Origin of the sequence: Sulfuracidifex metallicus DSM 6482 = JCM 9184 (assembly GCA_032834875.1) — an archaeon.
Lineage (GTDB): Archaea > Thermoproteota > Thermoprotei_A > Sulfolobales > Sulfolobaceae > Sulfuracidifex > Sulfuracidifex metallicus.
In genome coordinates this window covers 652,058-673,943 of sequence record CP135238.1, presented here as the reverse complement: position 1 = coordinate 673,943, position 21,886 = coordinate 652,058, and the positions used below count along the sequence as shown (strand labels likewise).

The window sequence follows — 21,886 nt, the reverse complement described above, 5'->3', positions numbered from 1 at the left end:
TTACAGTTATATACTATCGTAAAAAGGATGGGGAAGAAATATTATTAAGTAGGAATTTAGTTAATTACTTTTGCTCCGTTGAGTTAGACGCTTTCTGAGTGGATGTAACGAAACCTGGAAGTTCTGGGAAGTTCTCCTTCATTCTCTGTTCCGCTACTACTGCGGCTTCGTTCAATATCTTCCTTGCCTCTGGAGAAGATGCCGCGAAGTCCACACTGCCTCCCGTGAAGTCTCCTGCTTCCAGTACTGCCTCCTGTAGTCCGTCCTCTAACTCGGAGAGCTCCATACTTATCTCTGGCATTACTCCTCTCATAGCATTCTTCAACTCATTTACCACCCCTATAACTGGAACTAAATTAGTGAAAACGTCTGCTACTTCAGTTATAGTTTCCAGCCTTAGCTGAACTTGTTCTAGAGCTATCTGCGTAGTGAGTAACTGTTTGCTAACCTTCCTTATTTCAGCTATTTCGTTGGCATACATGGCTGCCCTCATGTTATCCTTGCTCATTTGGGCGTCAACTACTTTCTCGAATAGGACTCTATCCCTTTCCTGCATTCTAGATATGTAAACGTCAAGTCTGCTTATCATCGTCTTAAGTCTGTAATTCGCCATCACTAGCCTGTATCTTAGTGGCTCTTTTGGTTTGAAGGCGCTCTTTATCTTTTCTGCTACGCTAGGTTCCTGTCTACTACCCCCACTCCAATTCTTTATGAAATCATTCACCTTTGTGCTTGCCATCTTAATATGTTACTTAAGGGGTTGACCATTAAAGGAGGAACCTTAATAATACATCGATAGCAGTTTTCATAATTATGAGACATTTTAATGTAGCCCATCAAGGAGAAACCCTTTTAATAAAAAACGTCTCCGAAAGAACTCTGAAGCTAATATCGGTAACTGTAAAGTACGGCATTACAGTTGACACTCTAGATGGTCAAGGAATTAGGAACATTGGAGACGAAATGAGATTAGATAAGGATTTAGGTAGCGGGGAGTCAATCGAAATTCCTATAAAGTTACCAGATCCTACCTCGGTGATTCTCGTTTTTAGAGATGGAGAAATTTTTAGACGTGAGGATATCTCGATTTAATTTGAGAAATTATTTCTTCAGCCTTTTTTGCTACGCTAGGATCCGAGGCTACTTCCTCTGGCCATTCTCTTCCTGTCTCCTCCTTAAATTTCCTCGTAGCGTCTATGCCTATTTTGCTTCCTAAAGGAGGAGACGGTGTACTAAAATCCAGTGAGTCCGTAAGCACGCTGTTAACTATCATTACATCTCTCTGCGGGTCCACCCTCGTAGATAATGCAAATACAACTTCGTTTAAATCATGAACGTTAACATCGGCATCTACTATTATAATGAACTTGAGCAAACTTAATTGACCCAAGCCCCAAATTGCCATCATAGCCCTTTTAGCCTGACCTGGATAATATTTCTTTATCGAGAATATTCCTACTCCGGTGAAAACTCCGTACTCTGGTAGGTTCATATCCACCAGCTCTGGAACTATCATTTTGGTAAAGGGAAGGAATATCCTTTCAACTCCCTTACCTATCCATGCGTCCTCCAATGGCGGTCTTCCTACTGAAGTTACGTGAAAGTAAGGGTTATCTCTAGAGAAACTTTTAGTTAAATGAAACGTGGGAAAATAGTCCTTTGGAGTGTAATAACCTAAATGATCTCCAAATGGACCTTCCTCCCTAACTTCGTTAACGTCAACGTAGCCTTCAAATACCGTCTCAGCGTTAGCTGGAACCATAATTCCGTTATCTAATTCAGTGACTTCAACACCTTCACCTCTCATTATGCCTGCGAAGAGGTACTTATCTAAACCCACAGGCACTGGAGATGCTGCAGTAAACGCTATTGCAGGATCTACGCCATTGATTATGACTATTGGTACCTTGGTTATACCCTTTTCTTTGTATCGCATAGCTGCTATGGAACCCCTCTTGAACGCCTGCCAATGAATTATAGCTCTTTCCTCGTCTAACACTTGAATCCTATATACACTTAGGTTATGGACGCCGCTTTCTGGATCCTTAGTGATTGTGATGGAAAATGTAAAGAACCTTCCGGCATCCTTAGGCCATGTCTTAAGTGAAGGAACATCAGTAAGCTTCAAGTTCGATTCCTTGAATGAAGGTTTCTTGGCACGAGGAGTAAACTTTCCCAACTTTAGTACGTCCCTTAACGACCTTACTTTATCGATAATGGTGACTGGCATTTCTGAGAATCCTTCCAAAAAGCGTTTAGAAATTCCTTCGAGATCATTAGTCTGTAACACGTCATAAATTCCTTTAATGGAATAGAATATATTAGAAACCACCTTCCAGTTAGGATACCCCTTGACGTTGGTGAAAAGCAGAGGATACAAACGATTATAAGTTGCCCTTCTTGTAATCTCCGCGATCTCCAAGTCAGTACTAACTTCGGAGTCTATTTCTATTAGTTTGTTGTTTTTGTTCATATAGCTTAAATACTCACGTAAATCTGCGAACGCCATCTTGCAATAAAAGTTTTTTATGCTTAAAAAATAGCTTTAAGAAAGCTGGTGAAACGCGGTTGGAAACAAATTAAGCGGATTAATGAAATGTTTAGAATGTGGTTATGAAAAAGAAATAGATCAAAATGCAATATTATGTCCTAAATGTGGAGGATTAATGGAAATATTGGTGGAACCCCCTAAAGATTTCTCCTTCGACAGTTTAAAGGGACGTGGAGTATGGCGTTATCAAAGGATGATAGCAGGAGAGTACAAGAAGATAGTTTCGATTAATGAAGGAGGAACACCACTGATAAGATCGTGTAATATTAATAAAAATATGTATATGAAATACGAAGGAGTAAATCCCACTGGCAGTTTCAAGGATAGAGGAATGACCGTTGCGGTAAGCTCTGCAGTTTCAAATAATTATAAGACGGTAATAGCTGCGTCCACGGGAAACACTGCAGCTGCAGCTGCTGCTTATGCTTCAAGGGCTGGAATAAAGAGTTTTATAGTGCTTCCTAAAGGTAAGGTAGCATTAGGTAAGTTAGCTCAATCCATACTATACGGTACTACAATAATGGAAGTGGAAGGTAGCTTCGATGTAGCCATGGGTGCAGTAATGAAGCTGTATAAGGACCTTAAGGTAGTTTATCCGTTAAACTCGTTTAATCCATGGAGATTAGAGGGACAAAAGACAATTGCATTTGAAATAACTGAAGAAATAGGAGTTCCAGATGCCGTGATTGTTCCCGTAGGAAACGCAGGGAACATATACGCAATCTGGAAGGGATTTACTGAGCTAGTAAAGGCTGGAGTCACGGAAAAAATTCCCCGAATGATAGGAGTTCAAGCAGAAGGTGCTTCTCCCATAGCTAAGGCTTTCATAGAGGGAAGTCAATCCCCTCTATTCACTGACAATCCTGAGACTGTAGCTACCGCAATAAGAATAGGCAAGCCAGTAAACTGGAGGAAAGCAATGAAAGCTGTAAGGGAATCTAGGGGAACCATGCTTGTAGTGTCAGATAACGAAATACTAAAGGCACAGCGTGACTTAGCTAGAAAGGAAGGGGTAGGAGCAGAGCCTGCCTCTTCTGCTTCATTAGCTGGATATTACAAGGCTCTGGACAGAAAAATAGTCTACCCAGATGAAAAGGTGGTTCTAATACTTACCGGACATTCCCTCAAGGATCCCGAATCAATGGGTAAAGCCGAGACAAAGAGAATATTAATAAATCCTTCATTTATTGAAAAAATAATACTAGAAGAGGTAAATGAAAATGATGGTAGTTAAAATAGGAGGATCAATTCAAAAAGACGAGAACGATTACCAACTTATCATCGAAAAGATAAGAAAATACGCAGAGCGAGACAAGCTAATTTTAGTCACGTCTGCAATAAAGGGAGTCACAAACGATCTGATACAAGTAGCTGCGTCTACTGAGAAGTCCGTTGAGATAGCTAGCAACATATATGATAAGCACATTAAACTACTGGGTAAAATAACGGATGGAATTGAATTCGAAAGGGCTTTTCGAGACATATCTAAGCTCGCCGATGAACTTTTCAGAGTGGCATGGTCCATTAGAGTCTTAGGTGAGGTGACTCCTAGAACTAGGGATTACATATTGTCCTTCGGAGAAAGAATGGCAGTAATCACTTTATCTTCTATATTAAGAAGCAAAGGAATTAAAGCTTGGGGAATCCCAGAGCCACCTTTCATAACGGATTCTAATTTTGGAGATTCAAATATATTAATACAAGAGTCTGAAGAAAGGCTAAAGAAATTGCTTAGCAATGTGGATTATAACGTGATAGTATTTCCAGGATTCATAGGTACCACTTGGGACGGAAAGATTACTACCTTAGGTAGAGGAGGTAGCGATTACTCCGCAACCTCCATAGCAAAGGTACTTGGAATAAACAAGGTTAAACTCATTACTGAAGTTCCAGGAATAATGACCGGAGATCCAAGGAAGTTCCAGAACGCTAAAAGTATTCAACGCCTATCCTTAGAGGAAGCCATAGAATTAGCACAGCTGGGAGCTAAGAGACTCCATCCTAGAACTTTCGACCCAATGTTTAACTCTGACATTACAGTAGAAGTTGAGTCACTGTACGAAGACGGATCTACGGTAATTAACGGGGAATGCACAAATGAGGATTCCGTCAAAGGAGTAGCCACATTAGATCAATTAAAAATGCTTTCTGTTGAAAGCACTAAGATTGTAGGAAAGATAGGATCTGCGTCTTCTATAATGGCTGAGGCAAGGGACGTGGGAGTAAACTTAATTGCTATCTCTCAGCCTGCCTCTGAAACAACGATAAACTTAGTTGTAGATGGTAACTCAATCAAGTTGCTCACAGAAAGGCTAAACGGATTGAAGGAAAGCTTAATTAAGAACATTCACGTGGAAGACGTGTCAGCTATAAGCGTAGTAGGCTGTGGAATGAGGAAGCGTGAAATATCTTCCAAACTAATGGGTATAGCTTCATCATATGACCCAATAATGATATCGAGAGGATTATCTAAAGTAAGTTCCACTTTTATAGTAGATAGTAGAAATGCTGAAGAACTAGGAAGAGAACTTCACAGCGAGGTGTTAAAATGGACAAGATAAGGGTTTCACTCCTTGGCTCTACGGGAATGGTAGGGCAAAAGATGGTTAAGATACTCTCCTCACATCCTTTCATAGAGCTGGTCAAGGTAAGTGCTTCTCCATCGAAGGTAGGGAAAAAGTACCAAGACTCGGTGAAATGGATAGAACAGGGAGAGATTCCAGACAGAGTCAGGGACATGAGAATGATTTCAACTGAACCAGATGATCACAAAGACGTAGACGTAGTACTTTCAGCTCTTCCTAACGAATTAGCTGAAGGAGTGGAGTTGAAGTTGGTGAAGGAAGGAATAACGGTTGTATCTAATGCCTCTCCTTTTAGGATGGATCCTGATGTTCCGCTAATAAATCCAGAGATCAATTGGGAACATTTAGAACTGCTGAAATATCAAAGAGAAAGGAAGGGATGGAAGGGGTTCATGGTAAAGAATCCAAACTGTACAGCCTCAATTATGACCATGCCATTGAAGCCAGTGTTTGGGTTGGTTTCAGCCAGTAGAACGTTTATAACTACGCTTCAGGCTGTAAGCGGGGCTGGATATTCAGGACTTCCCTTTATGGCAATTGAAAACAATGTTATACCTTATATTAAAGGAGAGGAGGATAAAATACCTAAGGAAATAAATAAAATGCTTGGCAAAATAGAGGAGGGAAAGATAAAGAACGCGAATAACGTTATCCACGTTACTTCTACTAGAGTTCCAGTAAAGGTTGGACATATGGGTGTAATAAATATGGAACTGAAAGATGAGATTGACGTAAATTTAGTTAAGAAATCAATTGAAGAATTCAAATCTTTACCACAGTTAAAGAACCTGCCTACTGCACCGCCTCGACCAATTATACTAAGGGACGAGGAGGATAGACCTCAACCGGCCAGGGACTTGAATGAGGGTATGGCTACATCAGTAGGAAGAGTCAAAATTGAGGACGGCATTCTCAGGTTCGTGGTTTTAGGAGATAACTTAGTCAGGGGAGCCGCAGGAATAACCGTACTTACGCTTGAAGTAATGAAAGAATTAGATTATATCTAGTTATAGAAAAAGAAATGAAAATATAAAAACGACAAGTTTTTACTATTTTTGATAGAGGTAAAAAATGAAGGTGAATTTATTCTCATGCTTAAGGTAGACTTTCACGTTCATACATACTTTAGCGACGGAAAGAAATCCCCTAAGGATATGGTAAATTTTGCAAGAAAGAAAGGTATATATATAGCGATAACTGATCATGACACCTCTCAGGGAATTAAGGGAGTATCTAATTTAGGGGTGATTCCAGGGCAGGAAGTTACAACAGAGTACGGCCACGTAGTCATATTATGTCAATTTCCTCCCTCACCTCCTAAAGGAATAGGACAGTTGGTAGATTACTCTAAGGAGAACAACTGCATTGTATTTCCATCTCATCCCTTTGACATATTAAGGGCTGGAATTGGAGATCATGTCTTTAATTATAAGTTCGATGCAATAGAGATATACAATTCCAAAGCCAATAGGATAGCAAACAAGAAAGCAAAGGAGGCTTCGGAGAAGTTATCCCTTCCTGGATTATCGAACAGTGACTCACATGTTCCAGAGGCTTTAGGATCTGCCTACAACAAATTGCCGATTGAGGAGCTTAACGTCGAGGAAATCTTAGAATCCATTAGAAAAGGAAAAGTTGAACCGATAGAGGTTGGCCTTTCAGGAAAGGCTAAATTCAGCATTGGAGTATGGTATATACAGAGGAAACTCAGAAAATGAGAAAGATACCTGCTGAGCTATGCGTTAAGTGTAAGGGTTCTAAGTATCTTTGTGGTCTACAGTACTGTCCGATTATAGAAAGATTCAGATCCTTCGTGGGAGTTCTTCAAAGAATTGATGTAACGGAAAAGAAGGTGGATGGATCTTCTCCTCCAAGCGTATTGGTTGGTGAAAGGGGGTATCCAAAGGTAAGGTTAATGTTTAACGTTCCTCCTAACGTATTTGGAGATGAGGCCAAAAATTATGAGAACCCATCTGGATGGTGGGGTAGACAAACATTATATGACATAATAAGGTATAGATCCGGTTTGCTTTCTGCAGTTAAGACTCACGAGATTACAGACCCGTGGAGCTTATATGAAAAAGAAATCTCAATTTCCGCAATCTCTGAAAAGCCCGTAAGGTATGACGTTTCACTTCTATCAACGCCAGATGTTAGACTGAAGTTTGATGGAATAGTTATGCCGAGAGGTCCTTCTGCACCAGCACAAGAAATTAAAATAAATGATAATTCGTCTCCGAGCAAAAAGTTAGAGAAATTAATATTCGATGATATGAGGGCTTCCGAGGCAACAATAAACGCCTACTTGAACGGAGAAGACGTTTACAAACTTACCTCAGCTATGTCACTCGGCTTGCTAGGATTAAAGAAAAACAGGAAACTTGTCCCAACAAGATGGGCGATAACTTCAGTAGATTCTATTATAGGAAGTTATCTGCTTTCAAAGGTGAAGGAAAACACAAGATGGGTAGACTCTGTGGAAGTTTATCATGCTTCTTATCTGGGGAACTACTTCCACGTATTGTTATATCCTTCAAACTATCATTCTTCATGGATAGAAATTTGGTATCCCTTCAGTCTATGGTCCTATGAGACAACTATTGTAGAATTAAATGAAAATTATTGGGGTAATTATGACTTCATGGACGGGGGGTACATGGCTGCTAGGTTAGCTGTATTAGAAAAAATGAACAGAGATAAAATTCAATCTGGATTCATAATTATAAGGGAAATAACTAAGGAGTACTATGCCCCTGTAGGAAACTGGCACATAAGGGAAACTGTAAGGAAAGCTATGGAGAATAGAATAGCTAAGTTTGACAACCTAAGCGACGCTATACGCTTCGTTCAGGGTAGACTCAAGGACCAAAAGGTTGACCTCTTCTCTACAAACGTGATATCAACTGCAATAAAACAAAGGAAAATAGAGGATTTCTTTAAATAAAAATAGAGAACGTGCTCATGGCGGTATAAAGCCTGTTTTCAGCTTGATCCCAAACTGAGCTCTTCTTGCCATCTATAACCTCGGGATCAACTTCCTCGCCTCTGTTGGCTGGCAAGCAATGCATAAAGATGGAATCTTCCGTAGAGTATCTCATTAGGTCTGTTGTGACCCTAAATTGGGATAGTTCCTTCTTTTTGCTTTCTGCAATGGCTTCTTCTCCCATGCTTATCCACACGTCCGTATATACTACCGATGTACCTCTAACTGCCTCATATGGATCGTTGAAGAAATCTATGATAGTATCATTCTCTTCACACCTTTCTTCCAACCTTTTCATAACCTCCGGGTCTGGTCTCATAGATTGAGGAGAAGCTACATTTAGATCGTAACCTAAGGAACAAGAGATGGAAGCTAAGCTTAACAACACGTTATCCCTTCCGTCGCCTACAAAGGAGATCTTAACCTTTCTATCGCCGAACCTTTCTTTTATTGTCATCATGTCCGTCAAACCTTGAAGTGGGTGTGAGAAGTTACTTAATAGATTTATTACTGGCAATCCCGAGCTCTTCGAAAGCGTCTCCAATGTCTGATGTTTAAGAACCCTAGCCCCAATGCCATTCACCATCCTTCCGAGAACCGTACCAGTATCCTCTAACGGTTCTCCCCTAGAAAGCTGGAGTGAGTTCTTGTCTAATATGAGGGGATATCCTCCGAGTTTGTGTATTGCCACTTCTGAACTTACTCTAGTTCTAGTGCTGGGTTTTTCAAATATCAAAGCTACGACTTTCCCTTCCAATGTCCTTTGAACCGAGTTGGAATATACCCATCTCTTCATCATAAATGAAGTTTCCAAAAGCATTTCTATGTCCTTTCTGTGGAAATCTAGGAGACAGAGGAAGTTTTTACCCTTTAGCATGTCTTATAAACTACACTTGATCTTTTTAAATATGGACATCCCCTCGATTATTTCAGAGATAACGTCAACAAAACAAGGTAATGCTCCTAAGTACGATGAGGGACACGTAATCTTGACCTTACTCGCCATAAAGAAAAGCCAACCTATTGGACGAATATCGTTGATGAGAGACGTGGGATTAAAGGAGGCTAGTATGAAGACTTTAATAAAGAGATTAAAGGAGGCTGGGTTAGTTGAAACCGATAAGATAGGAGGTACAACTTTAACGGAAAAGGGAGATATGATCCTTAGAGAAATGGAAACATTAGTCTCCTATAGACCTTCAATGCTATCAAGCATAAAATGGAACGCATACGGTATCTTAGTGAAGGGGGGAAATTCTCTATTGAACCAAAGAGGAATCCTAGAATTACGAGATCTAATAATAAGGCAAGGAGCTGAAAGGGTGCTAATAGCTACGTTCTTGAACGGGAGAATAGAGTTGCCCCCAAAAACAGATGAAATGGCTATGGGAAATTTAATACAGGAGATCCGAGAAGCATTCCCTGAGGCAAAAGACGGCGACTTAGCTCTTTTTATAACGCCTCCAGATTTAAGGCTTGCGTTAAAAATTTCTCTGAAGGTATTACCAAATGTCCAGCATGCCTCTTAAAGTAGGTTTCCTTATTAATCCTTATGCAGGGTCTGGAGGAAGAACAGGGGAGAAAGGTAGTGATAGAAAGAGAACTATAAACCCTGAGACGGAGGGTAGAATTACCAGATTCTTTAATACAGCACCTAAGTACCCCGTCTATTTTACCCCCCGGTTAAATATGGGTGAGATTTTCCTTAGGAAAAACGGAGTTAATTACAGAATTATAGACGCTGGAGGAAACGACACCACTTCTGAGGACACCAAAAAATCAGTGAGACTAATGATAAAGGAAAACGTATCAATAATAGTCTTCGCTGGAGGAGATGGCACGGCCAAGGATGTATGGAGTACCGTTGAAGAGATAGGTATCGATGTGCCTATTCTAGGGATACCCACTGGCGTTAAAATGCATAGTGGGGTCTTTGCAGAATCACCTGAAGCTGCAGGCTTACTTCTAGCTCACTTCTTAGAGGGAAAAACTTTGGAGGAATCAACCGATATAATGGACGTGGATGAGGTACTCTACAAGGAAGGAATTTACAAGGTGGTTTCCTTCTACAAGGCCTTGACAGTGAGGTTCGGTCAACTTTCAGTTCCACCTAAAAGTGAAGTGCCTTTAGATGACGTAGAAGGAGCAGTGGATTTCGTTGTGGATAACATTAAGGACAGTGCCTTCTATGTGATGGGCACTGGTAGAACGGTAAAGGAGATAGAAAGAAAATTAGGTTATAATGACATAAATTATCTTAGCGTTGACCTTTTTCTAGGAAGGAGATTGCTCAAAAAAGGAGTTTCGTATCTAGATTTGCTAGAAATGACTAAAAGAAGAGAGGTATTTATTGTACTGACTCCCATAGGAGGACAAGGCTTTATTTTCGGCAGAGGAAATCAAGAAATAGGTCCTGAGATAATAAAAAGGGCCTCATGGAGCAATGTTATAGTGTTATCTTCTTACTCCAAGATAAAGGGAATTCCTTGTCTGAGAGTCGATACCGGAGATCCAATGATCGATAGAACGTTAAACATCGTGAAGGTCATTGTAGGTTACAATGAGTATTTCAGCGTTGGTGTTTGTAATAAGTATAACCACCCTTGAATAGCATGGAAATACTAAGATTCTAAAGTGGCTATGTTATATAAAGAAAGAAGACCTATAGAAATGGATGACCGATAACGACAACGACATATCAGAGGTAGCCAAGCAAATACTAAATAACGAGGAATCTCTCAGGGGGGCTCCACGTTCAAAGATAGTGGAGGCAATTTCGGTTCTACTTCTAGCAAGGCCTTTAAGGGCATCCGAGATAGCAGCAAATTTAGGCTTTGAAGCAAAATATATTAGCAGTTACCTAAGTTATTGGCGAAAAAAAGGCTTAGTATATCAAGAAGGAGGAAAATGGCATTTAACTACTTCTGGAGAATTATTCGCCAAAGAAGTAATTACAAATTATAACAACTCTAGGTTCAAAGAAATGGTAGTCTTTGCTAAACAGATACTCTCAAACGATCAGGTTAAGCCATCAATAAACAACAAAGATGTCCAAAAAACAGACAAAAACGAAAAGGAAGTTTTGTCGTTTATTGAAGACAAAACCAATAAGGCAAACAAAAAACAACAAAAGTCGAATTTAGAGGAATGTCTAAGGGATTTGACGGAGAAATTGAATCAGGAAGAGAACGAGCTAATAAAATTCTTACTAGACAAATATAAACAATGGGGATCAACATATTTGTATATGGATCAAATACAGGAGGAATTGAAGGCTGACAACGTATGGCTTTTTAGGATACTTAAGGGGCTACAAACTAAGAGGCTTGTATATCTATATCAAGATCCAAAGTTGGGACTTAGAATAGGTTTTACACAATCTTTCAAGAAGAGAATAGAAGAGTGCTAGGAGACTTTTCGTCTTAATGCCTTTTTCCTTACATTTTCTCCATCTAGCTATTTAGCATCTAGCTATTTAGGATGAGTCCTCTTCCTTATGTCATGTACGTTTTGTTCTATGATATAATCTACTACAACTTTTGGTTTGCTTTATTGTTGATTCCGTGATTAGGCCTTTAATCTTAATAGTGATTGAATGATACATTATACAAATTAAAGTAGGAAAAATTCAGGTTAAACTTTAAGACAAACACAGTAGTAGTAGTAATGTATATAATGTATCCTTACTGATAATGAGTTAAAGGTGAATTATTTGTCTTCTAATAAACCTGTAAAAATGTCAGAAGAGGAAATAAACAATGCCCTAGCAAAGGCCGAGAGGGAAGCGGAAAAAAAGGATCATAAGAAACAATGGGTTGAAAGGATGATAAAGAGCGCTAAGACATATTACAAGTTATGCCCGTATTATGACAGAAAGGCCTCAGAATGTTTCATAAATTTGGGAACCAAATGTACAAGGGATGGAAGATATGAAGCATGCCCTGTTTTTATGGCGTTCCTAGACAACAAATATCAGGAAATAACGTCCAAAAAGAGACTTCTACCTATGGACTTCCTTGATTTAGCACAGAACGTGTGAAGGTAGAGGTTTTGCCGAGGCAAAAGAAGTCAGATAAAGAAAAAGTTAAAGAGGAACCTAAGGAGAAAGTACGAAAGAAGAAAGCATCAAAGAAAAAAGACGTCTATACTGATCCTATCCAACTTTTGGACGAATATCTTGATGAAGTAATTACAGCAATAGGAATATCTTATTTGAACTTTACTAGGGAAGATTTCAAGGAAATTATAAAGGATCCATTTGCAGCTGCCGTAGGCCAAGTGAAAAGCAAGCCGAAGTCTAGAACCATAATAAATAGATTAAATGCTTCTAGAGACTCATTAATGGAAGTTGTATCATATAACATAATAAGAATGAAGGACATCTCGAATCTAACTGACGATCAATTGGAGTTCGTAGTTTCCAATGTTAAAAGAGGAATTATATCCTTAGCTCCAAGGCTATACGAAGAATGTAAGAGGAGGAGAAAAGAAGACCTAATAGACATTCTAAGATCTAACTGGAACATGTATGGCATTCTTTCACCTTTCACTTGTCCTAGGTGTGGTTTTAATGCAGTCATGCCTGACTATTCGTGTAAGGTATGCGGTTCAGATGTGAGCATGAAAGAGGTAAAGAAGCAGTTGAATGTTATGCAACTACTGAAGGACTATGCATCCTTCGACGTGAACATGTTCAAGGATATAGTGAAAAGTGGGTTCTTTTATTATAAGGACGGAGTTATTTATCCTCCGTCGTCAACCTTTCAGCCTAATGATATGGTATTCGAAATAGTGCTCTCTAAGGACGAGAAATCGTCTCTCTTGAACACCTCAGACATAAGTCATCATGGGTGACGTAAGCCCCGCAAGTTTTACACCTTCTATCTCCCTTTAATATGTTTGCTGAGTTCCAATACGCGTGAAACAACTCATAGTTTTCAGATAGAGTTTCCCTTTCCCAGTTTAAGATTAAATCCATGAGATTATCTCCAGAAATTGTTTTGCTATTCATGAAGCCAGAAAGTTCCTTCCATGAGGTAGAAAAGAAGGGAACTATAAACTCTATTCCATTAAAATCATTCTTATAATCTAATAGCCATATATATTCTTTTTCTCCAGTAGAAACCGAATATATTAAATAAGCCATTAAAAAGTCTGCGGTGAAGGGAAGAACTATCTTTCTTATAGACCTTTGCGTTGCATTCATTAGGACTGATCTCATAATTTCCCAAAGTTTATCTGTTATGCTGTTTCCACTAGTTCTAATTTCTAAAGTATAAGGATCCAAATTACAAGAGTAGCACGACTTTAGTAAAATCGCCTTTAATAGTTCTGATTCTCCTTTTAAGAAATCTGGTTCTGCAAAAAGGATTTTATCCTTATAATCGAAGACCTTTCTCGACACAGCATCTCTTCTTATTCTCTTCAAAATTTCGTTTCTAGCACATACATCGCATACTTTCCTGCCTCCTACAGTAGTAATAGCTTCCCTTTTTTTGCAATGTTCACATTCCATGTTAGAGTCTTCTTAACTTACCAGATACAGCTATACATAAAAAGATCTTCTTTACACTTAGAGTAAAAGTTAACTTTATATATAACCGATACTAATGAAGTCAAGGATTAGGTGAGTAAGATGTCCGGTGCACCAGTAGTACTTCTAAAGGAAGGAACTAATAGACAATCTGGTAAAGATGCATTAAAGAGCAATATTTTAGCAGCGAGGACTCTAGCTGAGATGCTTAAGTCAAGCCTCGGTCCTAGAGGATTAGATAAGATGCTAATAGACAGCTTTGGTGACGTTACAATAACCAATGATGGAGCCACAATAGTTAAAGACATGGAGATTCAGCATCCAGCAGCAAAGCTCCTAGTGGAGGCAGCTAAGGCACAAGACTCAGAAGTAGGAGACGGAACTACCAGCGCAGTTGTAGTTTCTGGTCTACTCTTGGAGAAAGCAGAGAACTTATTGGATCAAAACATACATCCTACTATTATTATAGATGGTTACAAGAAAGCTATGGGTAAGGCAATAGAGCTAATGTCACAATTGGGAGTTAAGGTCGATGTAAAGGACTTGTCATCTAAAACCAGTAGGGAGACATTAAGGAAGATCGTTTACACCACAATGTCAAGCAAGTTCGTATCAGCTAGCCAGGCAGAGATGGACAAAGTAATGAACATGGTAATCGATGCAGTAACCACTGTAGCTGAGCCACTTCCAAGTGGAGGATTTAACGTATCTATAGACCTCATAAAGATAGATAAAAAGAAGGGAGGAGATGTCAATGATAGCATGCTAGTTAAAGGCTTAGTACTAGACAAGGAAGTAGTTCATCCAGGCATGCCTAAGAGAGTAGAAAAAGCTAAAATAGCAGTCCTAGACGCATCTTTAGAGGTAGAAAAGCCTGAGATTTCTGCTAAGATAAGCATAACTAGCCCAGATCAAATTAGATCTTTCCTCGACGAGGAAGCTAAATATTTGAAGAGCATGGTAGATAAGCTAGCATCCTTAGGAGCTAACGTAGTAATATGCCAGAAGGGAATAGATGACATAGCTCAGCACTTCCTAGCTAAGAAAGGTATCCTTGCGGTGAGAAGGGTAAAGAGAAGCGACATCGAGAAGCTAGAGAAAGCTTTAGGAGCTAAGATAATAAGCAGCATAAACGACGCGACTCCAGAGGATCTTGGATATGCAGAGCTTGTAGAAGAAAGGAGAGTAGGAAACGATAAGATGGTATTCATTGAAGGAGCAAAGAACCCGAGAGCAGTAAATATAGTTCTCAGAGGATCAAATGACATGGCTCTAGACGAAGCCGAGAGAAGTTTGAATGACGCACTTCACGCTTTAAGGAACATACTCATGGACCCTGTAATTCTTCCAGGAGGAGGAGCAATAGAGTTAGAGCTATCCATGAAGTTAAGAGACTATGCTAGGTCCGTTGGAGGAAAAGAACAGCTGGCAATCGAAGCCTTCGCTGACGCACTCGAAGAGGTTCCAACGATATTGGCTGAGACAGCAGGTATGGAGCCAATAAACACCCTAATGGAGTTAAGAGCTAAGCATGCTAAAGGTCTAGTCAACGCTGGAATAGACGTCATGAACGGTAAGATAGCCGACGATATGATAGCTATAAACGTAATAGAGCCATTCAGAGTAACCTCTCAAGTGATAAAGAGTGCTACCGAAGCAGCTACTGCTGTACTGAAGATAGACGATCTGATAGCCGCGTCTCCAATGAAGGGCGGACAAGGAGGACAAGGTGGACAAGGAGGAATGGGAGGACAAGGCGGAATGGGAGGGATGCCAGGCGGAATGGAATAAAATTAGACCTTTAAGTATACACGGTCTTTTTTAAAATATAATTTCTATTTTCATGTAATCTTTTTGGATGTGTAATTTGATATTTTATATTTCTCCTTTTAATCGTTTATTCTTAATAAAAATATTATTAGAGGAGAGAGAAGTCTTATTATAAGAAGGTCCTATTCTTCATCGCCTTACTTTCTTCGATATCTGAGTACCCATCTAGTTCCTCCATGATCTTGTTTGCTACTTGCTTCATTTCCTCATCCTGATAACTATCTCTTATTAGAGTAACTAACTTCTTCGATAGGTCTACGCCCAATATCATTACCAACTCTATGAACTCTGGGCTTTGTAAGTAATCTATTAACTTCTTGGGATTTCCTCCGTAAGAGGAAAACTTATACTTAGTCTCGGCTTCTGCAAGGAGCTTTCTAGCTTCATCTAGCCGTTTTGCATCTAGATTTGTCGGGGAAATTATCTTATTGGCCACATGCCTCAAGAAGTCAGGGTACTCCAAATTAATTTCGCCTATTAATTTAACATCGAGACGCTATATATAAGGATGTAATATGAAGTTTCACCTTCGGATGTCAATCTACTTTCCTGTTCCAAGTTCCAAACTCATGTTTAGGTAACGTTGAAGGTTAGCTAAACGAACTCTCTAATTTAAAATGAACAAATTTTTATATATATATTAATACTATAAAATTATATTTTAGCTACATTAAGAATCCTTAAGCTAAAACCTATAGTTTGGTTGGGTCTTAAGTTTAATTAAATATATTTGCTCGTAAAAATATGAAGGTTATTCTTTTCCAAAATATTTAAAAGGATGAAGAGAGAAGGTTCTATAACGTAGTGATTCTTATGAGTGAAACCAGAAAGAGAGGTAGAAAGGCTCCTCAGAACAATGACGTGGAGGACAAGCTTAAGGTAGTTTATTCAGACAAGGACGTAGTAGTTATGACTGCTCCTAACGAGGAAGAACTAAAACAAATACTTCTGGACTTGCTTAATGAGAAATCTATGAACCTTAAAGAGCTACATAGTAAGTTATCTGGAATAGCGAGCGAGGATAAGATAAGAAGAGCTTTAAATGATTTAGTGGAGAAAGGGAAATTAACCCTTCTAGATGACGGAAAGTATGCAAAAATGGGAACAGAATAATAATAAAATATAAAGCTTTGCAAATATATTAGGCAAATGGTTTCAATTTTGACCCATTATATGATGGTCCCTTTGCATTATTTTCTGAAGGGACATCTTTCCCAATAACTTCTACATAAAAATGCCTGAGATCTGGTTAGAGTTCTTCCCATATTTTTGCATGAGGCTATGAAACCATCCTCGAGCTTGTTTAAGACGTAATTTTCACATGCACTATCTATAGCTTCACTTAACAAGTTGGCTTCCTTATAGAACGTCACCTCCTGGGCAATTTCCTCCATTTCATATTCTTCTAGTCCTTTTTTCTCCTCGCTTTTCACATAATATCTGCACGACTCATATTTACCTAAACACCTAATAGAGTTGGTGACAGAATCCGTTGGATTTTCTAACATCGGAGAATTGCAGAACCCTGAGGAAAAGAAGGGACATTTACGTTTCTGCAACGTCTCTCACTATTACGTGAAGACCTAGTAGTCCCTCCTCCTTGTTATCCCATAGGGGCAAGTGAATTCTATTAACTATAACTTCAGAACCATCTTTCAGCTTCTCAACTAAGTCTTCTAAATCCTTTTGGCTAACCTTTCCATTTCCGGAGAAGTCCTCCACTATTAGGAGTTCAACTAATTTCTTCATGATTTACACCTTACCTTGATAAATATTAAAAGGCAAATCCCTATAGTTGCTCTATGAATCCAATCGGCGATGCCAAATTTGAACTAGCTAAATCGGTAGGCGTTATTCTCAAGGTGGATGAGGGCACTGTTTTAAAATATATTACCTATCCCCCTAGGAAGGAACAAGGAGATCTCTCAATTCCCTTGCCTCAAATTAGTAAATCGTATAAAGATAAGATAGAAGAGCTTAGGACCATAAAAGGTAACCTTATAGGTAGGGTAGAAATCAGCGGAATTTACCTTAATACCTTCTTAGATGAGAAAAACTTGTTCCATGAGGCTATAATGTCCATTGGTGACGATTATGGCATAGAAAAAGTAGAGACTCCTTTAAACATAGTTGTAGAGCACACTAGCGCTAACCCCATACATCCTCTCCATATAGGTCACTTAAGGAATTCGATTCTAGGAGACGTTGTAGCAAGGATGCTTAGAGCAAGGGGTCATAACGTTAATGTGAGGTTTTACGTTAATGACACGGGGAGACAAGTCGCAATTCTGATCTATGGATTAAAGAAGCTAGGGTATCCTGATCCACCTTCTGGAGTAAAGAAGGATTACTGGCTAGGACAGATTTACGCTATGACCAATGTTATAATGGAAATTTATCGTTTGAAACTGGAAGTAGATAACACCGAAGACGAAAAGGAACGTAGGGAAAAGTTATCTAAACTCGACGACATGGTCGGCTCAGCGAATTCGTTGAGGGAAAGAATGCCTGAAGTTTTTGACAACTTGGCTGAATCAATGAAGGGAGAAGATCACGAAAAGGAAGTTTCAAAGATAATAGAATTATATGAGGGAGGAAACAAGGAAATCAAGGAAGTTGTAAGAAAGTATGTGGGTTACGCATTAGAGGGATTCATAGAGAGTTTAAATAAACTTCATATTTCCTTTGACACCTTTGACTTTGAAAGCGATCTTATATGGTCTGGTGAAGTGAGCAAAGTTATAAAGTCACTTTCATCGTCTCCAGCTAGGATGGAGTATAAAGGAGCTTTGGCTTTAGACTTACAAAACTATGTAGACCAAGAGGTTAGGAAAGATCTATCTATTCCTGAAGGTCTAGAGATTCCTCCGCTAGTCCTAATGCGTTCGGACGGAACCACGCTTTATACTACAAGAGATATAGCATATACTTTGCTAAAGTTCAGGCAATTTAATGCAACAAAGGTAATTAACGTAATAGCAGAACAGCAGATGATACCTCAAATTCAACTTAGGGCTGCTCTATATCTTGCAGGTTTTAAAAAGGAAGCATCTAACCTGATTCATTATTCTTACGGAATGGTAAATCTCCAAGGTATGAGGATGAGCGGTAGATTGGGCAAATACATTTCTTTAGACGAAATCTACACCATGATAACTGAAATAGCTAAGGCTAAAGTTAAGGAAAAGAGGGGAGCTATGGAAAGCGTAGATGAAGTCGTCAACTCAGCAATTCGTTATCCTATACTTTCTGTAGCTCCGAACAAGCCCGTTTCGTTCAACGTAGATAATGTGGTAAGCTTTGAGCAGAATAGTGGTCCATACTTACAATATACGTATGCTAGAGCATTCAACGTTCTAGCCAAGAACCAAGAACAATTAGATGAAAGGTCCGTAAGTTATGAAGACATTGTAGACGAAAAACGTGAAATCCTTATGATGGCGTCTAAGTTCCCAGAGGTTTTCTCTAAGGCATGCGATGAACTTGCCCCAGAGGATCTGGTAGCATTCCTAAGGCATCTAGCAGACACGTTCAATAAGTGGTACGATAAAGAAAGAATACTTCAGGAGCCAGATAAAGGTAAGAGAATGACAAGGCTTTATATTGTAAAAGGGGTAGAGACTATATTGAGGAACGGTCTAGGGGTACTCGGAATTTCGCCCCTTAAGAGGATGTGAGGACCCATAGCTCAGCTTGGATAGAGCGTCGGCCTGCGGAGCCGAAGGTCAGGGGTTCAAATCCCCTTGGGTCCGCTTGATATTTTTGATTATTTCTTATCATATATTAGGGCATAATTAACCTTGAGTTATCCTCGAGTATTTTCGTTTTAGTAAAATCGAAGGTATTACCAATCCCATTAGCTTAATTATACATAAATGGAAAATGAGTAAACTATAAGGACTCGACTATGGAATCTGTGTCAATTTTAGCTTTGAAGAACCTGAAGGTATCAAAAAGGAATAAAAAAATTGAAGATTTTAATTCTGGGAAGGTCCTTTCTCATCTTCCTTCTCTTCCTCAGGACGTAAGTGATTCAATACTTCAAGACATTTCGAAAAACGCCAAAGATGGTCTGATAGACACTAGAACTATTTCTGATATAGTAGAGAGGAATTTAATAGAGAACTCTTTAAAGTTTCCATCCCTTTTAGATACTGCTAAGAAGTACGTGCTATCAAGGATATATAACCACGTGTATGGGAAGGGGAAGTGGAACGGTTTTGACGAGAGGGATATGCTCCTTTCGTATAACGCATTAAAGGTTCTAGAAGCTAGATACCTTTTGAAGAACCCAGACACCTTGAGATACGTTGAGACTCCCCAAATGATGTTCAGGAGGGTCGCTAACTTCCTGGCTAAGGTAGATACTAGTTACGGTAAGAGTGAGGAGGAAGTAAAGAAAATTGCAGATAAGTTCTACGAGATAATGAGCTCTCTAAAGTTCCTCCCCAACACTCCTACTTTGATGAATAGCGGAACTAGATTAGGTGTACTCTCAGCATGTTTCGTTCTCCCTGTCAGGGACTCCATGACAACCCCTGAAGGGGAGGGAATATATGATACGTTAAGGGCTATGGCATTAGTACATCAGCAAGGTGGAGGAACTGGTTTCGATTTCTCGGAGCTTAGACCTAAGGGGGACGTAGTAGCTTCAACTGCAGGTGTCGCGTCTGGTCCCATCTCTTTCATGAAGATTTTTGACGTCTCAACCGATGTTGTGAAACAGGGAGGAAAGAGGAGAGGGGCGAACATGGGCATTATGCATGTCTGGCACCCAGACGTGAATGACTTCATAAAAGCTAAGACTGGACAACTCAAGGATGCACAACTCCAGAACTTCAACATTTCCGTTGGTATATACGACTACTTCATGAAGGCTGTAGAGAGGGATGAGGAAGTACCCCTCGTTAACCCCAGGAAAACCAGAGTTCCTGGCTCTAACTGGGATTCCTATATGGTGAAGGCTAGAGGATATATGGACGAGGAGTACATCCAGGAATTAATACTCAAAGAGCTGGAGGAGAAAGACGCAGTATGGCTTGACGAAAGTTCCGTTATCACTTTGGATGAAGCTATGGTGATAGCCGAGAAGGAAGGTGCAGTGACCTCAAAAGTAAATGCACGCGTTATATTCGACGAGATAGTTAAGGGAGCTTGGGACAGCGGAGACCCAGGGATAGTCTTCATAGACGAGATAAATAGGAGACACCCAATCAACTACATCGGGAAGATACAAGCAACTAACCCATGTGCTGAGGAGCCTCTACTTCCGTGGGAATCATGCAACTTAGGGTCAGTTAACCTGGAGAAATTTGTGATAGAAAAGGAAGGTAAGGCTATAATAGATTGGGACTCCTTAGCGGATACTATTAGGTATGCGGTGAGAATGTTAGATAACGTCATAGATGCAAATAGATATCCTTTGAAACAGATAGAAGAAGCGACGAAAAAGACAAGGAAGGTTGGTCTCGGAGTTATGGGGTTCTCGCGTCTTCTGGTGAGGTTAGGCATACCTTATGACAGCGTAGATGCACTTTATGTCTCGTATAATTTAGCGAAGTTCGTATATTATCAAGCGTTCCACGCTTCAATAGAGTTGGCTAAGGAGAAAGGTTCCTTCCCTGCATACGACCCAGTCCTTTACCGCGATATATTTGATACCGCAAGATCCTTTAACGAACTCTTAGAAGTAGCTAAACTAAAGGGCGAAGTATCTCCTAGTGTTAAAAGGCTTATGGAGAGGGCTGAATCATTAGACTTCTCTCAGCTTAAGGGAGAGAGAATGATTAAAGGTTTGAGGAATTCCACGGTTATGTCAATAGCCCCGACGGGAACGATATCCATTATATCTGGTACATCATCTGGAATTGAGCCTCTCTTCGCTCTTGCTTTCATCAGAAACGTGGCGGTAGGCAAGTTCATGGAGGTGGATCCTCTCTTCCTGGAATACTTGAAGAGATATGAAATGGACGATCCAGAAGTAGTATCGAAGATAGCTGAAACTGGTAGCGTAGCTGAAAATGTATTCATACCTAGGACAATAAGGAACGTGTTTAGGACTGCACATGAGGTAGCTCCAGAATATCATTTATTACATCAAGCCTCTTGGCAACAATGGAATGACTCAGGTGTCTCCAAGACCATAAACCTCAAGTCTGAGGAAACACCAGAAACCGTATCAAAAATATACATGATGGCATGGAGGCTTGGCGTGAAAGGAATTACCGTCTACAGAGACAAGTCTAAGTCACAACAAGTAATATACTTTGGCATAAAAAAGGAAAAGGAAGAGCTAGAGAAGAAGAAATCCAGCGAGTTTAGAATAGACAAGAAATCTATGGTAGAAGCATCAGAAACCTACGCTGGAGGCTGTAAGACTTGTGAGTTATAAGTAGATAAAACAC

Annotated in this window: 22 protein-coding genes and 1 tRNA gene; 16 read left to right on the top strand and 7 right to left on the bottom strand. The window is 39.6% G+C overall.

Annotated elements, in window-relative coordinates:
* Positions 1–64: 64 nt before the first annotated feature.
* Positions 65–739, bottom strand: coding sequence for a cell division protein CdvB1/B2 (cdvB1/B2, locus tag RQ359_RS03960; RefSeq protein ID WP_054837820.1), 675 nt, complete (start codon positions 737–739; stop codon positions 65–67).
* Positions 740–813: 74 nt separating this feature from the next.
* Here cdvB1/B2 and RQ359_RS03955 point away from each other — a divergent pair, with 74 nt between their 5' ends.
* A complete protein-coding gene (locus tag RQ359_RS03955; protein WP_156016043.1) occupies positions 814–1,092 on the top strand; it encodes a hypothetical protein in 279 nt (92 codons plus the stop codon).
* Here RQ359_RS03955 and RQ359_RS03950 read toward each other — a convergent pair.
* Positions 1,067–2,509 (bottom strand): UbiD family decarboxylase, encoded by a 1,443-nt coding sequence (locus RQ359_RS03950; protein ID WP_054837819.1) that lies wholly within the window; start codon positions 2,507–2,509, stop codon positions 1,067–1,069. The genes RQ359_RS03955 and RQ359_RS03950 overlap by 26 nt on opposite strands.
* An 82-nt stretch (positions 2,510–2,591) precedes the next feature.
* On the opposite strand from RQ359_RS03950, the gene thrC reads away from it, so the two are divergent.
* The 5 genes from thrC (at position 2,592) to RQ359_RS03925 (ending at position 8,080) form a co-directional block, all read left to right on the top strand.
* Complete coding sequence (gene thrC / locus RQ359_RS03945) at positions 2,592–3,785, top strand: threonine synthase (protein WP_054837818.1); 1,194 nt, start codon at positions 2,592–2,594, stop codon at positions 3,783–3,785.
* The gene (locus RQ359_RS03940) at positions 3,772–5,112 is read left to right on the top strand and encodes an aspartate kinase (RefSeq protein ID WP_054837853.1); all 1,341 of its coding nucleotides are present in this window, start codon (positions 3,772–3,774) and stop codon (positions 5,110–5,112) included. The genes thrC and RQ359_RS03940 overlap by 14 nt, the downstream gene beginning before the upstream one ends.
* Positions 5,100–6,143, top strand: a complete 1,044-nt coding sequence (gene asd, locus RQ359_RS03935; RefSeq protein ID WP_156016044.1) for an aspartate-semialdehyde dehydrogenase — start codon at positions 5,100–5,102, stop codon at positions 6,141–6,143. Before RQ359_RS03940 ends, asd begins: the two co-directional genes overlap by 13 nt.
* An 84-nt stretch (positions 6,144–6,227) precedes the next feature.
* Entirely contained in the window at positions 6,228–6,854 is a 627-nt protein-coding gene (locus tag RQ359_RS03930) for a PHP-associated domain-containing protein (protein WP_054837852.1), read from the top strand.
* Positions 6,851–8,080 (top strand): Nre family DNA repair protein, encoded by a 1,230-nt coding sequence (locus RQ359_RS03925; protein ID WP_156017809.1) that lies wholly within the window; start codon positions 6,851–6,853, stop codon positions 8,078–8,080. Before RQ359_RS03930 ends, RQ359_RS03925 begins: the two co-directional genes overlap by 4 nt.
* Here RQ359_RS03925 and argF read toward each other — a convergent pair.
* Positions 8,073–8,996 (bottom strand): ornithine carbamoyltransferase, encoded by a 924-nt coding sequence (gene argF, locus RQ359_RS03920; RefSeq protein ID WP_054837817.1) that lies wholly within the window; start codon positions 8,994–8,996, stop codon positions 8,073–8,075. The two genes, RQ359_RS03925 and argF, sit on opposite strands and share 8 nt — an antisense overlap.
* 31 nt (positions 8,997–9,027) lie before the next feature.
* On the opposite strand from argF, the gene RQ359_RS03915 reads away from it, so the two are divergent.
* The 5 genes from RQ359_RS03915 (at position 9,028) to RQ359_RS03895 (ending at position 12,973) form a co-directional block, all read left to right on the top strand.
* A complete protein-coding gene (locus RQ359_RS03915) occupies positions 9,028–9,648 on the top strand; it encodes a DUF4443 domain-containing protein (protein ID WP_156016045.1) in 621 nt (206 codons plus the stop codon).
* Positions 9,629–10,726, top strand: a complete 1,098-nt coding sequence (locus tag RQ359_RS03910) for an ATP-NAD kinase family protein (protein WP_240899927.1) — start codon at positions 9,629–9,631, stop codon at positions 10,724–10,726. Before RQ359_RS03915 ends, RQ359_RS03910 begins: the two co-directional genes overlap by 20 nt.
* Before the next feature lie 67 nt (positions 10,727–10,793).
* Positions 10,794–11,528 (top strand): replication initiator protein WhiP, encoded by a 735-nt coding sequence (locus RQ359_RS03905; protein WP_156016046.1) that lies wholly within the window; start codon positions 10,794–10,796, stop codon positions 11,526–11,528.
* Positions 11,529–11,831: 303 nt separating this feature from the next.
* A complete protein-coding gene (locus RQ359_RS03900; protein ID WP_156016047.1) occupies positions 11,832–12,158 on the top strand; it encodes a hypothetical protein in 327 nt (108 codons plus the stop codon).
* An 11-nt stretch (positions 12,159–12,169) separates the two neighbouring features.
* On the top strand, positions 12,170–12,973 hold the full coding sequence (locus tag RQ359_RS03895) for a hypothetical protein (RefSeq protein ID WP_054837851.1): 804 nt from the start codon (positions 12,170–12,172) through the stop codon (positions 12,971–12,973).
* On the opposite strand, the gene RQ359_RS03890 is transcribed toward RQ359_RS03895, so the two are convergent.
* Entirely contained in the window at positions 12,918–13,634 is a 717-nt protein-coding gene (locus RQ359_RS03890) for a hypothetical protein (protein ID WP_156016048.1), read from the bottom strand. The genes RQ359_RS03895 and RQ359_RS03890 overlap by 56 nt on opposite strands.
* 120 nt (positions 13,635–13,754) lie before the next feature.
* On the opposite strand from RQ359_RS03890, the gene thsA reads away from it, so the two are divergent.
* The gene (thsA, locus tag RQ359_RS03885; protein ID WP_156016049.1) at positions 13,755–15,443 is read left to right on the top strand and encodes a thermosome subunit alpha; all 1,689 of its coding nucleotides are present in this window, start codon (positions 13,755–13,757) and stop codon (positions 15,441–15,443) included.
* Between the two features lie 148 nt (positions 15,444–15,591).
* Here the strand turns inward: thsA and RQ359_RS03880 are convergent, their stop codons facing one another.
* Entirely contained in the window at positions 15,592–15,945 is a 354-nt protein-coding gene (locus tag RQ359_RS03880) for a hypothetical protein (protein ID WP_054837812.1), read from the bottom strand.
* Positions 15,946–16,295: 350 nt separating this feature from the next.
* Between RQ359_RS03880 and RQ359_RS03875 the strand changes: the two genes are divergently transcribed.
* Entirely contained in the window at positions 16,296–16,595 is a 300-nt protein-coding gene (locus RQ359_RS03875) for a regulatory protein RecX (RefSeq protein ID WP_156016050.1), read from the top strand.
* Between the two features lie 77 nt (positions 16,596–16,672).
* Here RQ359_RS03875 and RQ359_RS03870 read toward each other — a convergent pair whose 3' ends face one another.
* The gene (locus tag RQ359_RS03870; RefSeq protein WP_054837810.1) at positions 16,673–17,041 is read right to left on the bottom strand and encodes a hypothetical protein; all 369 of its coding nucleotides are present in this window, start codon (positions 17,039–17,041) and stop codon (positions 16,673–16,675) included.
* Positions 17,028–17,231 (bottom strand): hypothetical protein, encoded by a 204-nt coding sequence (locus tag RQ359_RS03865; RefSeq protein ID WP_054837809.1) that lies wholly within the window; start codon positions 17,229–17,231, stop codon positions 17,028–17,030. The genes RQ359_RS03870 and RQ359_RS03865 overlap by 14 nt, the downstream gene beginning before the upstream one ends.
* A gap of 53 nt (positions 17,232–17,284) precedes the next feature.
* Here RQ359_RS03865 and RQ359_RS03860 point away from each other — a divergent pair, with 53 nt between their 5' ends.
* The 3 genes from RQ359_RS03860 to RQ359_RS03850 all read left to right on the top strand — a co-directional run bounded on the left by RQ359_RS03860 (position 17,285) and on the right by RQ359_RS03850 (position 21,873).
* Complete coding sequence (locus tag RQ359_RS03860) at positions 17,285–19,159, top strand: arginine--tRNA ligase (RefSeq protein ID WP_156016051.1); 1,875 nt, start codon at positions 17,285–17,287, stop codon at positions 19,157–19,159.
* Positions 19,160–19,234, top strand: a tRNA-Arg gene (locus tag RQ359_RS03855).
* A 155-nt stretch (positions 19,235–19,389) separates the two neighbouring features.
* Positions 19,390–21,873: an adenosylcobalamin-dependent ribonucleoside-diphosphate reductase gene (locus RQ359_RS03850; RefSeq protein ID WP_156016052.1), complete on the top strand. Its 2,484-nt coding sequence runs from the start codon at positions 19,390–19,392 to the stop codon at positions 21,871–21,873.
* The last annotated feature ends 13 nt before the right edge of the window (positions 21,874–21,886 follow it).